Annotated in this window: 8 protein-coding genes and 1 pseudogene; 6 read left to right on the top strand and 3 right to left on the bottom strand. The window is 66.9% G+C overall.

The genetic code is table 11. From position 1 onward, the window contains the following. From AC1DHX_RS18910 to rpsA, 3 genes are all read left to right on the top strand, one after another. On the top strand, positions 1–1,704 hold a 1,704-nt coding region (locus AC1DHX_RS18910; protein ID WP_476900349.1), incomplete at its 5' end, for a DNA polymerase. 85 nt (positions 1,705–1,789) lie between these two features. Then, a complete protein-coding gene (locus tag AC1DHX_RS18905) occupies positions 1,790–3,076 on the top strand; it encodes a GNAT family N-acetyltransferase (RefSeq protein WP_476858616.1) in 1,287 nt (428 codons plus the stop codon). Between the two features lie 238 nt (positions 3,077–3,314). Beyond that, complete coding sequence (gene rpsA / locus AC1DHX_RS18900) at positions 3,315–4,790, top strand: 30S ribosomal protein S1 (RefSeq protein ID WP_018773018.1); 1,476 nt, start codon at positions 3,315–3,317, stop codon at positions 4,788–4,790. Positions 4,791–5,818: 1,028 nt separating this feature from the next. Here the strand turns inward: rpsA and AC1DHX_RS18895 are convergent. Further along, the gene (locus AC1DHX_RS18895; protein ID WP_476858615.1) at positions 5,819–6,472 is read right to left on the bottom strand and encodes a GNAT family N-acetyltransferase; all 654 of its coding nucleotides are present in this window, start codon (positions 6,470–6,472) and stop codon (positions 5,819–5,821) included. Positions 6,473–6,476: 4 nt separating this feature from the next. Continuing rightward, positions 6,477–7,178: an IMPACT family protein gene (locus AC1DHX_RS18890; RefSeq protein ID WP_476858614.1), complete on the bottom strand. Its 702-nt coding sequence runs from the start codon at positions 7,176–7,178 to the stop codon at positions 6,477–6,479. A 22-nt stretch (positions 7,179–7,200) separates the two neighbouring features. On the opposite strand from AC1DHX_RS18890, the gene coaE reads away from it, so the two are divergent. From coaE to AC1DHX_RS18875, 3 genes are all read left to right on the top strand, one after another. After that, complete coding sequence (coaE, locus tag AC1DHX_RS18885) at positions 7,201–8,517, top strand: dephospho-CoA kinase (protein WP_476858613.1); 1,317 nt, start codon at positions 7,201–7,203, stop codon at positions 8,515–8,517. 40 nt (positions 8,518–8,557) lie between these two features. Continuing rightward, positions 8,558–10,639, top strand: a complete 2,082-nt coding sequence (uvrB, locus tag AC1DHX_RS18880; RefSeq protein ID WP_476858612.1) for an excinuclease ABC subunit UvrB — start codon at positions 8,558–8,560, stop codon at positions 10,637–10,639. 163 nt (positions 10,640–10,802) lie between these two features. Further along, entirely contained in the window at positions 10,803–11,831 is a 1,029-nt protein-coding gene (locus AC1DHX_RS18875; RefSeq protein ID WP_028276830.1) for a TerC family protein, read from the top strand. A 151-nt stretch (positions 11,832–11,982) separates the two neighbouring features. On the opposite strand, the pseudogene AC1DHX_RS18870 reads toward AC1DHX_RS18875, so the two are convergent. Then, a pseudogene (locus tag AC1DHX_RS18870) lies at positions 11,983–12,671 on the bottom strand (alpha/beta fold hydrolase); the annotation flags it as partial.

The raw sequence follows: 12,671 nt of genomic DNA, 5'->3' as shown, positions 1-12,671 counted from the left end.
GCCGGCAAGCGCTCCGCTGTGGCGGTCGACGTTGTGCCCGGCCGGATCGCCGAGGACGCCGCAGCGGTGGCGATCGTCCGCGACGACGCCGCCGTCTATATCGACCTGGCCAGCCAGGACGCCGCCGCCGAAAACGTTCTGGCCGCATGGCTCCGCGACGCCCACGCACCGAAGGTCATGCACGGGTTCAAGGCTGCCCTGAAGGCCCTGACCGCGCGCGGCCTGGAACTGGAAGGCGTGGTGGATGACACCTCCATCTCCGGCTACCTCATCCAGCCGGACCGCCGCAGCTATGAACTCGCCGAGCTGGCACAGCATCACCTCAACATCGCGGTTTCCACGGAGGCCGCCAAGGAAGGCCAGCTTGAGCTGGCGTTCGACGGCGACGACGCCGCCGCTGCGGGCGCGCTGGTCCACGTCGCCGCCGTCGTGCAGGCCCTGAGCCGCTTCTTCGAATCAGAACTGACGGAACGCAAAGCGCAGGACCTGCTCACCACCCTCGAACTGCCCGTCAGCCGCGTGCTGGCCGATATGGAACTCGCGGGAATCGCCATCGACATGCCCCGCATGGACGAGCAGCTGTCGGATCTCGCCAAGGTGATCGACAACGCCCAGGAGCTGGCGTTCGCCGCGATCGGCCACGAGGTCAACCTCGGTTCGCCGAAGCAGCTCCAGACCGTGCTGTTCGACGAACTGCAGTTGCCGAAGACCAAGAAAATCAAGTCCGGCTACACCACCGACGCCGCGTCACTCAAAAACCTGCTGGAAAAGACCGGGCACGAATTCCTGGTCCAGCTCATGGCGCACCGGGAGTCGTCGAAGCTGCGCCAGATGCTGGAGTCGCTGAAGAAGTCCGTCACGGAAGACGGCCGGATCCACACCACGTACGCGCAGAACGTCGCAGCCACGGGCCGGATCTCCTCCAACAACCCCAACCTGCAGAACATCCCCATCCGCAGCGAGGAAGGCCGGCGCGTCCGCGGCATCTTTGTGGTCAGCGAGGGCTACGAGTGCCTGCTCTCCGCGGACTACTCGCAGATCGAAATGCGCATCATGGCGCACCTCTCGGGCGACGCCGGCCTGATCCAGGCCTACAAGGACGGCGAAGACCTCCACCGGTTCGTGGGCTCTAACATTTTCCATGTGCCCACCGACCAGGTGACCAGCGCCATGCGGTCCAAGGTCAAGGCGATGTCCTATGGCCTCGCGTACGGGCTGACCTCGTTCGGTCTGTCCAAGCAGCTGGAGATCTCCGTTGACGAGGCGCGGACCCTCATGAAGGACTACTTCGACCGGTTCGGCGCCGTCCGCGACTACCTCCGCGGCGTGGTGGACCAGGCCCGGATCGACGGCTACACCGCCACCATCGAGGGGCGCCGGCGCTACCTCCCGGACCTGACCAGCACCGACCGCCAGCTGCGTGAGAATGCGGAGCGCATCGCGCTGAACTCGCCCATCCAGGGATCGGCGGCTGACATCATCAAGCGCGCCATGCTGGGTGTGCACGCGGAACTGGCGGCACGGGGCCTGAAATCGCGCATGCTCCTGCAGGTCCATGATGAACTTGTCCTCGAAGTCGCCGCGGGTGAGCGCGAGGCCGTGGAGAAGCTGGTGACCGAGCAAATGGGCTCGGCCGCGGACCTCAGCGTTCCGCTGGACGTCCAGATCGGCATCGGCTCCAGCTGGTACGAGGCGGGGCACTAAAGCTGGACCGGAACCGGCAAGGTTTCGGTCCGGCAGTATTCGTTCCGGCTATGCCGGGACCCGGGATTCTCAGGGGGAGAAGTACGTGGCAGATAAGTACGAGCTCAGGCGGTTCCGCGCGGTCGCGAAGGACGAGGCGGGTTACGCGCAAGGCACGGCGTGGCTGCGCGGGGTCGGGATCGGCTTCTACGACGAGCCGCGCAAAGACGACTTCGCGGACAAGATCATGGCCATGTATCTCGTGGACAACCGTGAAATGACCGGCGTTTACCAGGCCGACGGCGTTGCGGCCCACTCGCTGGCTGCCGACGTCCCGGTGGCGACCTTCGCCACCCTGCGCAAGGACCTGAACATCGGCTACGGCCGTCAGCTCGAAGCCCAGCTGGTCACGGCCGTCACGGTGCGCGGGACCCACCGCCGGCAGGGACTGCTGCGGCGGATGATGACCGAGGACCTTGCCGCGGCGAAGGCGGACGGCGTCGCGCTGGCGGCACTGACCGCCTCGGAGGCCTCGATCTACGGGCGGTTCGGTTACGGTGTGGCCACCTTCGAGCGCAGCATCAAGGTCGACACCGGGCCGCGCTTCCGGCTGCGCCATGGGCCCGCCGGCACCGTGGAGATTGCGGACCGCAAGGTCCTGCTGGAACTGGCCCCCGAGGTTTTTGGCCGGGTCCACGCGTCCATGCCCGGATCGATCTCGCGGCAGGAAGCGTACCGGCTGCGGTCTTCGGGCATACTCGGCCGGGACGGCAGCGAGGACGAGGCAATCCGCTGCGCCCTGCACTACGACGCCGCCGGAACCGTGGACGGCTACGTGTCCTATAAATTCGCCGGGTGGGACGCCAAGCCGTACACCATGGAGATCGTGGACCTCGTGGCCGCGAATGACGCCGCGTACCTGGAACTCTGGCAGTTCCTGGGCAGCATCGACCTCGTGGACCGGATCAGCTGGCAGGATGCACCGGTGGACGATCCCCTGACCTGGGCGCTTGAGGACCCGCGATGCGTCGAGGCATCGGACCACCGCGACATGCTGTGGCTGCGCGTCCTGGACCCGGCCCGGGTGCTGGGGGCCCGGCGCTACTCGGCCGACGGGACGGTCGTTCTCGCGGTCAGGGACAGTCTCGGCTTCGCGGCCGGCACCTTCGCGCTCACGGTCAGCGGGGGAGAGGCCACGGTGCGGCCGGCTCCGGAGGCTGAGCCGGACCTGTCCCTTGATGTTGCGGACCTCGGCTCCATCTATCTGGGCGCCGTTTGTCCCGTGACGCTGAAAGCTGCCGGCCGGATCACCGAGCACACCGCCGGGGCGGCGCTGACGGCGCGCCTCATGTTCGCCGTCGAACGTTCACCGCACTGCCTCACGCACTTCTAGGCCTCCGGTCCGATTTCGGCGCCTAAGGCGACACGGACGGCCCCGTGCGCTTTGACCGGCGTTCGCGTAAACGACTAGACTAAACAGGCGCGTACTACGTGCGCGCATCTACAATCCACAAAATCAGGATGACCCGGCGGAACGCTTGCTGTGACGCCGTGCTCTTGGCCTGCATTCCATAATGCCGGCGAAGCGGTTTGCCTGACCGACTCACTATCCACAACGGAGCCCCTACTACATGACCATCACCTCCACCGAGAAGCCCGGTACCCCCGTAGTCGCCATTAACGACATCGGTACCGCTGAGGACTTCCTCGCAGCTGTCGACGCCACCATCAAGTACTTCAACGACGGAGACCTCGTCGAAGGTACCGTCGTCAAGGTCGACCGCGACGAAGTCCTGCTCGACATCGGTTACAAGACCGAAGGTGTCATTCCCTCCCGCGAGCTTTCCATCAAGCACGACGTTGACCCCGGAGACGTCGTCTCCGTTGGCGATCAGGTCGAAGCCCTGGTGCTCACCAAGGAAGACAAAGAAGGCCGCCTGATCCTCTCCAAGAAGCGTGCTCAGTACGAGCGTGCCTGGGGCGACATCGAGAAGGTCAAGGAAGAAGACGGTGTTGTCACCGGTACCGTCATCGAGGTTGTCAAGGGTGGTCTTATCCTCGACATCGGYCTGCGCGGCTTCCTGCCCGCATCCCTCGTCGAGATGCGCCGTGTGCGCGACCTCGCTCCGTACATCGGTCAGCAGATCGAAGCCAAGATCATCGAGCTGGACAAGAACCGCAACAACGTTGTGCTGTCCCGCCGTGCATGGCTCGAGCAGACCCAGTCCGAGGTCCGCTCCACGTTCCTCAACAAGCTGGAAAAGGGCCAGGTCCGTCCCGGCGTCGTTTCCTCCATTGTCAACTTCGGTGCCTTCGTGGACCTGGGCGGCGTAGACGGCCTGGTTCACGTTTCCGAGCTGTCCTGGAAGCACATCGACCACCCGTCCGAGGTTGTCGAAGTTGGCCAGGAAGTCACCGTCGAGGTTCTCGAGGTCGACCTGGACCGCGAGCGCGTCTCCCTGTCGCTCAAGGCTACGCAGGAAGATCCGTGGCAGACCTTCGCCCGCACCCACGCCCTCGGCCAGGTTGTTCCGGGTAAGGTCACCAAGCTCGTTCCGTTCGGCGCGTTCGTTCGCGTTGAAGACGGCATCGAAGGCCTGGTCCACATCTCCGAGCTCGCTGTGCGCCACGTTGAGCTGGCCGAGCAGGTTGTCTCCGTTGGTGACGAGCTGTTCGTCAAGGTCATCGACATCGACCTCGAGCGCCGCCGCATCTCGCTCTCCCTCAAGCAGGCCAACGAGGGCGTCGACGCCGACAGCACCGAATTCGATCCGGCTCTCTACGGCATGGCCGCAGAGTACGACGAAGAGGGCAACTACAAGTACCCGGAGGGCTTCGACCCGGAGTCCAACGAGTGGCTTGAAGGCTACGAGAACCAGCGCGCAGCCTGGGAGCAGCAGTACGCTGACGCCCAGACCCGCTGGGAAGCACACAAGAAGCAGGTTGCCCAGCACGCTGCCGACGACGCTGCAGCTGCAACGTCCGGTGAGAGCGATTCCGGCACCACCAGCTACTCCTCCGAGCCGGCTGCAGCCGAGACCGGTGCAGGCACGCTTGCTTCGGACGAGGCTCTTGCCGCTCTGCGCGAGAAGCTGACCGGCAACTAATTGCCCGTGATCCTCAAGGAGTCAGCTCCCTGAGGCCAGGCAGTTTGTAGCTTGAAGGTGGCCGTCCCCTCGGGGGCGGCCACCTTTTTGTGTTCCTCGGGGGGACATGCCCATTTTTGAAGCCCTCCCTCCGGGGACATGCCCATTTTTCGAGCCGGCCCGTGGACATTTGTGGATTGTGTCCAGTCCTGGTCCCGGGCGCGGGACATGTCCAGTGCGGGGAGGTCCGCGCCGTGCCCTGGCGCCGGATATGCCCAGTGCGGGGAGGTCCGCGCCATGCCCTGGCGCCGGACATGCCCAGTGCGGGGAGGTCCGCGCCATGCCCTGGCGCCGGACATGCCCCGCGGTTGCCCGGACCACCGGACATGTCCATTTTCGAAGCCCTCCCTCCGGGGACATGCCCATTTTTCGAGCCGGCCCTTGGACATTTGTGGATTGTGTCCAGTCCTGGCCCCGTGCGCGGGACATGTCCAGTGCGGGGAGGACGGCGCCATGCCCTGGCGCCGGACATGCCCCGCGGCGCCCGGACCACCGGACATGCCCATTTTTGAAGCCCTCCCTCCGGGGACATGCCCATTTTTCGAGCCGGGCCGTGGACATTTGWGGATTGTGCCCAGTCCTGGCCTTGGGCGCGGGACATGTCCGGTGCGGGGAGGCCGGCGCCATGCCCTGGTGCCGGACATGCCCCGCGGTTGCCCGGACCACCGGACATGCCCATTTTTGAAGCCCTCTCTCCGGGGACATGCCCATTTTTCGAGCCGGGCCGTGGGCATTTGTGGATTGTGTCCGGCCCTGGCCTTGGGCGCGGGACATGTCCAGTGCCGGGCGCCCGCATCGTGCGTTGGTGCCGGACATGCGCATTCCTGGCCCTAGGCACCGGGCTGCCGTTGCACGCGTTTCCTGCTCGTCAGGACAAGCAAGGGGCCGCGCCATGGAATGTAGGCTCCGTGACGGCAGCCAGGCGCTGACAACGGAGGGCATGTCCAACGGTGGAAGGGAGCCCGGACCGGGCCCAGGATGCCATGCCTTCAGCGCAGCGGGATCTTCGCTATGACCGGCACCGTCTGTGTCTGCGAGGCGGCACCGGTCACCAGTTCGGCGCCCGCGTACTTCAGCAACGCGAGGGCTCCCACGTTGCCGGCCGTCGTCTCGGCTACCAGGACGGCTGCCCCGGTCGACGCGGCGCGAGCCCTTACGAGGCGCAGCGCCTCGCGGCCCACACCCCGGCCGCGGAAGCTCCGGGCGAGCCAGATTCCGGTCTCCAGCGCCCAGCCGCCACCCCCCGCAACGGCCCCGCCGCCACCCCCTGCAACGGCCCCGGCGGCACCAACAGCCCCGGCGCCACCACCTGGCCCAGCCCCGGCGGCACCAACAGCCCAGCCGCCACCACCGGCCCAGCCCTCATCCGCTGCTGCCGGCTCCGTGTCCATCCGCCTGAGCCGCACGGACCCTGCCATCTGCCCGTCGCAGCTGATGGCCCACGTCTTCTGCCCCGCGGGACCGTCCAGGCCGGCTGCGGCGGCGCGGTGAAATTCGCGGAACCAGCTGATCCGGTCGGTGTTCCAGCCGGCGGTCGTGCCCAGCGGCGGGGTGACCTCGTCGGCGTCGGCGTCCCGGAGCGCAAGTTCCAGGAGTTGTTCGAGAACGTCCTCGCTGACGTCAAGCAGCGCGACCGGGGGCACGGGCTCAGCTGATGGGCACATCGATCCACTCCGTTTCTCCGGGCAGCAGCGACGCACTGCCGGCCGACATGGCGGCCACGCGGTCCGCTGCCCGGGCCAGTTCTTCCGGATCATCCGGCAGCGCCAGCCTCAGGACAGTAGTCTGCGCCTCGTAACGGGTTTCGGCCATGACATACCCCGCGGCGCGCAGATCGTTCTCGAGCCGGCCGGCGACGGCGTGCTGTACGGGTACCGAGCAAATGCGCAGCCGGCGGCGCCGCACCAGGGGAGCCAGCTCCAGCGCTCCGGACACCGAGTCGGAATAGGCCCGCACCAGGCCGCCGGCACCCAGGAGAATGCCGCCGAAATAGCGCACGACGACGACGGCGACGTCGCTGAGATCGGCGACGCCGGGTGCGGTCTCCCGCTTCAGCAGCGCCTCGAGCATGGGGACGCCCGCKGTGCCGGACGGCTCGCCGTCGTCGTTGGAACGCTGGATGTCCCGGTCGGGGCCGAGCACGAAGGCGAAGCAGTGATGCCGGGCGTCATGGAATTCCCGGCGCAACCCGCCCAGGACGGCCCGGGCGGCGTCCTCGTCCGCCGAGCGGGCCAGCACCGTGATGAAACGGGACCGCTTGACCTCGATTTCGTGCCGAAACCCGGGCCCCGCGGCGAGGGTGGTGTAGACGGCCGTCCTGCTCTCGGGGGATTCCGCCGCATCTGCCACCGGTTCAGTTTAGTCTGGTGAGGTGTTGAAGATCGGGTTGACCGGCGGAATCGCCTCGGGGAAGTCCATGGTTGCCGCGCGCCTGCGCGACCTTGGAGCAGTGCTTGTCGACGCCGACGCGCTGGCCCGGGAGGTCGTGGAACCTGGTACGCCCGGGCTGGCCAGTGTGGTGGAAGCCTTCGGTGCCGCCGTCCTGACCCCGGAAGGCCGGCTGGACCGGGCCCGGCTCGGTGCCCTGGTCTTCGGTGATCCGGAGCGCCTGGCCGCGCTGAACGGCATCGTCCACCCCCTGGTGCGGGAGCGCGCCGCGGCGATGGTCGCCGCCGCCCCGGCCGGCGCCGTCGTGGTCCAGGACATCCCGCTCCTGGTCGAAACCGGGCAAGGGAAGAACTTCCATCTGGTGGTCGTGGTGGATGCCCCCGACGACGTCCGGGTCCGCCGCATGGCCGAACACCGCAACATGACCGCCGACGAGGCGCGCGCCCGGATGGCAGCCCAGGCGGGCCGCGAGGACCGGCTGGCCGCCGCGGACGTCGTGCTGGACAACTCCGGCACCCCGGAGGACCTCCGGCACGCGGTCGACGCGCTGTGGGAGGAGCGGCTGATGCCGTTCGCACTGAACCTCAAGGAACAAAGGATCGCCCCGCGGACGGCGGGGCCGGTCCTCGCCCCGGCCGATCCGGCCTGGGCAGCGCAGGCCGCCCGGCTGATCGCCAGGCTGCGGGCAGCGGTCCCGCAGGATGTCCTGGCCGTCGACCACCTCGGGTCCACGGCCGTCCCTGGCCTCGACGCCAAAGATGTGATCGACCTCCAGCTCAGCGTCCGGGACCTCGACACCGCGGACCGGATCGCGCCGCTGTTGGCCAACGCAGGATTCCCGCGCTGGCCCGGCATCATCGCCGACAACCCGAAACCCTCGCACCCGGACCCTGCCGACTGGGGCAAGCGGCTGCACGGCAACGCCGACCCCGGCCGGCCGGTGAATCTCCACCTCCGCGCGGCCGGCTCGCCGGGCTGGCGGTACGCGCTGTGCTTCCGCGACTGGCTGCGCGCCGATCCCGAGGCCCGGACGGACTATGTGGCCGAAAAGCAACGGGTCGCCGGGCTGCACGGCGTCGACAAGTCCACCGCCGGCTACGCGGCCGACAAGGAGGGCTGGTTCACCGGGTACGCCTGGCCCCGCATGGAAGCGTGGGTGCAGCGCACGGGATGGCAACCGCCGTCGTACGCGGACGACGCCGGTGCCGACGACGCCGGAGCAGACGACGCCGGTGCCGGCACCGTCGGCGGCGCCCCCGCAACGGCACCTGCCGCCGGCCCCGGTACCGCCCAAAGCTGAATCAGGGCATCCTGTCACAGCCCGGCGGTAGATTAGGTACATGAGTCTTGCCCAGGAAATCAACCGCGTCGTGGCGCCCTTCGAGGTCATCAGTGAGTTCCAGCCGGCGGGTGACCAGCCGGCCGCCATCGCAGAGCTGACCGAGCGCATCAAGAACGGCGAAAAAGACGTCGTGCTGCTTGGCGCCACCGGTACCGGTAAGAGCGCGACCACGGCCTGGCTGATCGAGCAGGTCCAGCGGCCCACCCTGGTGATGGTGCAGAACAAAACCCTCGCCGCGCAGCTGGCCAACGAATTCCGCGAACTGCTGCCGAACAACGCGGTGGAATACTTCGTGTCCTACTACGACTACTACCAGCCGGAGGCCTACGTCGCCCAGACGGACACCTTCATCGAGAAGGACTCCTCCGTCAACGAGGAAGTCGAACGGCTCCGCCACTCCGCCACCAACGCGCTGCTGACCCGCCGCGACGTGATCGTGGTTGCCACCGTCTCCTGCATCTACGGCCTCGGCACCCCGGAAGAATACATCGCCGGGATGGTGACCCTCCGCAAGGGGGCGGAGATGAACCGTGACGACCTGCTCCGGAAGTTCGTCTCCATGCAGTACACCCGCAACGACATGGACTTCCACCGCGGCACGTTCCGGGTCCGCGGGGACACCGTGGAAATCATCCCGATGTACGAGGAACTGGCGATCCGGATCGAGTTTTTCGGTGACGAGATCGAAAATATCCAGACCCTGCACCCGCTGACCGGCGAAGTGCTCCGGGACGAGAACGAAATGTACGTCTTCCCCGCCTCGCACTACGTCGCCGGTCCGGAACGGATGGGCCGGGCGATCAAGCGGATCGAAGACGAACTGGCCGAGCGCCTCGCCGTGCTGGAAAGCCAGAACAAGCTGGTCGAGGCCCAACGGCTCCGGATGCGCACCACCTATGACCTGGAAATGATGCAGCAGATGGGGTTCTGCAACGGCATCGAGAACTATTCCTCGCACATCGACGGCCGGGCCCGGGGGACCGCGCCGCACTGCCTGATCGACTACTTCCCGGATGACTTCCTCCTGGTGATCGATGAGTCCCACGTCACCGTGCCGCAGATCGGCGCCATGTACGAGGGCGACATGTCCCGCAAACGGAACCTCGTGGACCACGGCTTCCGGCTGCCCTCGGCGATGGACAACCGCCCGCTCAAATGGGACGAGTTCCAGGACCGCGTGGGCCAGACGGTCTACCTCTCCGCGACGCCGGGCAAGTACGAGCTCGGCAAGTCCGACGGCTTCGTCCAGCAGATCATCCGCCCCACCGGCCTGATCGACCCCGAGGTCGTCGTCAAGCCCACGAAGGGGCAGATCGATGACCTGCTGGGCGAAATCCGGACCCGCACCGCGAAGAACGAGCGGGTCCTGGTCACCACCCTGACCAAGCGGATGGCCGAGGACCTGACGGACTACCTGCTGGGCCATGGCGTGAAGGTGGAATACCTGCACTCCGACGTCGACACCCTCCGCCGCGTGGAACTCCTGCGCGAACTGCGGATGGGTGTCTTCGACGTCCTCGTCGGCATCAACCTGCTCCGTGAAGGTCTGGACCTCCCGGAAGTGTCGCTGGTCAGCATCCTGGACGCGGACAAGGAAGGCTTCCTGCGCTCCTCGACATCCCTGATCCAGACCATCGGGCGTGCCGCCCGAAACGTCTCCGGCCAGGTGCACATGTACGCGGACCGGATCACCGATTCGATGGCCCATGCCATCGACGAGACCAACCGCCGCCGCGCCATCCAGGTGGCCTACAACACGGAGAACGGGATCGATCCCCAGCCGCTCCGGAAGAAGATCGCGGACATCACCGACCAGCTGGCCAAGGAAGACGCGGACACCCGCGAGCTGCTGGCCGCGGCCGGGAAGAACCGCGGCAAGGGCAAGGGCACCTCGCTCATCCGTGCGGACGGGCTCGCTGCCGCGCCGGCCGAGGACCTCGTCGGGCTGATTGAACAGCTGACCGAACAGATGCACGCCGCAGCCGGGGAGCTGCAGTTCGAACTGGCCGCCCGGCTGCGCGACGAGGTGGGGGATTTGAAGAAGGAACTGCGGCAAATGCAATCCGCGGGGCACGCCTAGGGTAAACTCGGTCAAACGTAGGGGAGTATCCCAAACGCTACGATCGTCAACACGCACGGCTACGATGCCGCGCCGGGCGTAGCGGGCAGCCAGGCAGCGTCATGCGCCGGCGGTCGGAGAGACTTACACCGCTGAGCTGTACCCTACGAAAGGTATTTCCCCCGTGCCCGAGCTTCCCCTGTGGTTCGAGATCGGCTCGTTTGTCGTCCTCGGCGTCATTCTGGCCATCGACCTGCTGATGGTCCTCAAACGCCCGCATGAGCCCTCCATGAAAGAAGCCGGACTGTGGGTCGCGTTCTACGTGGCCCTGGCCCTGGTCTTCGCCGGCGCCATGTTCGCCTTCACCGGCCCGGAATTCGGCGGCCAGTTCATCGCCGGCTGGGTGACCGAATACAGCCTGAGCATCGACAACCTGTTCGTCTTCATCATCATCATGGCGCGCTTCTCGGTACCGAGAAAGTATCAGCAGGAAGTGCTYATGGTGGGCATCATCATCGCCCTGATCCTCCGCGGCATCTTCATCATGCTCGGCGCGATCGTGATCGAGCAGTTCAGCTGGGTCTTCTACATCTTCGGCGCCTTCCTGCTCTGGACCGCCTGGAAGCAGGCCCAGGACGAGGGCGAGGACGAGGAAGACAAGGAAAACCCGCTGATCGCCCGGATCCGCCGGGTCCTGCCGATGTCCGAGAAGTTCGACGGCGGCAAGCTCCGCACCGTCGTTGACGGCAAGAAGGTGTTCACCCCGATGCTGATCGTCTTCGTGACCATCGGCATGACGGACCTGCTCTTCGCTGTCGACTCCATTCCGGCCATTTTCGGCCTCACCCAGAGCGCCTTCATCGTCTTCACCGCCAACATCTTTGCCCTCATGGGGCTGCGCCAGCTGTACTTCCTGCTCGGCGGCCTCATGAACCGGCTCATCTACCTCAAGCACGCCCTGTCCGTGATCCTGGCGTTCATCGGTGTGAAGCTGGTCCTGCACGCCATGCACGTCAACGAGCTGCCCTTTATCAACGGCGGCCAGCACATCGAATGGGCCCCCGAGATCCCCACCTACGTCTCGCTCGGTGTGATCATCGGCACCATCGTCGTCGCGGTGGTCGCCAGCCTCATGAGCTCCAAGGCGTCCAAGTCGAAGCTGGATGCCCGGCTGGAAGAGGACTCCCGCAAGAGCCTGAGCGACGTCGACTAGTACCAAACCGCCGGGGTGAGAGTGCAGGACACACCTCGCGGCGCATAGCAGTACGGCGCTGGACCCTCACGGGTCCGGCGCCGTACCTGTTTAAGCAGTACCTGCTAAGCCGGGCGCCATCGGCCCGGGCCCGTGCCTGGCCGCGCCCGGGTCACCGTCGGGCGGAACGTGCCATCCCCAGCAGGCGCCCGAAGATCGCCTCGCCGTCGTCCGCGATGCCGTCGTGGTGGAAGTCGCCGGTTTCCCAGACCTGCAGGCCCCGGACCGCGGCCGCCGTCTCCAGGGACAGCTCCCGGTCCACGTAGATGTCGTCGGTGTAGACGGCCGCGGCGACGGGCACGGTGTTCAGCGCCAGTCGCTCCGGGTCGTAGAGGGGTGCCCAGCCGTCCTTTTCGGCCAGGAGCCGGGCCACGTCCTGCAGCGGGTGCAGGGCCGGGTCCTGCTCGAAATACCAGGGGTACACCATTTCCCCGGTCAGAAGCGGTTCGCCGGCGTCGGGGCGGAACTCGGGGAATTCCTCCAGCACGCGCCAGGCGGCCCAGTTGGTGGCACCGTCCTGGGCGTAAATGGATTCGTGCATCAACGCGTACAACGGGTTCGCGGCCCGGGACACGAGGCCCCGGACCTGCTCCAGGAAGGTGTCCGAGAGACGGTCGCCGCCCGGTGTGGCCACGAAGGCGTCCTCGAGCAGGTGGTGCAGTGCGTCCACCCGGGTGTTGCCGCCCAGGAACGAGCCCACCATCTGGAACCGTTCCACCGTGAGCCGGCCGCCGTCGGGCAGCACCTCCTCCGTTTCCCGCAGGTGCCGGGCGATCCGGGTGACGGCGGCCCGGTCCTCGG

Source organism: Arthrobacter sp. 05N33_2 (genome assembly GCF_056397425.1).
Note: the sequence above shows the minus strand (reverse complement) of the source record. Positions and strands in the feature narration are given on the sequence as shown.

Bases quoted from the DNA above. Each gene is read 5' to 3' on its own strand.
- uvrB (WP_476858612.1), top strand. From the start codon at position 8,558: ATGAGTCTTGCCCAGGAAATCAACCGCGTCGTGGCGCCCTTCGAGGTC.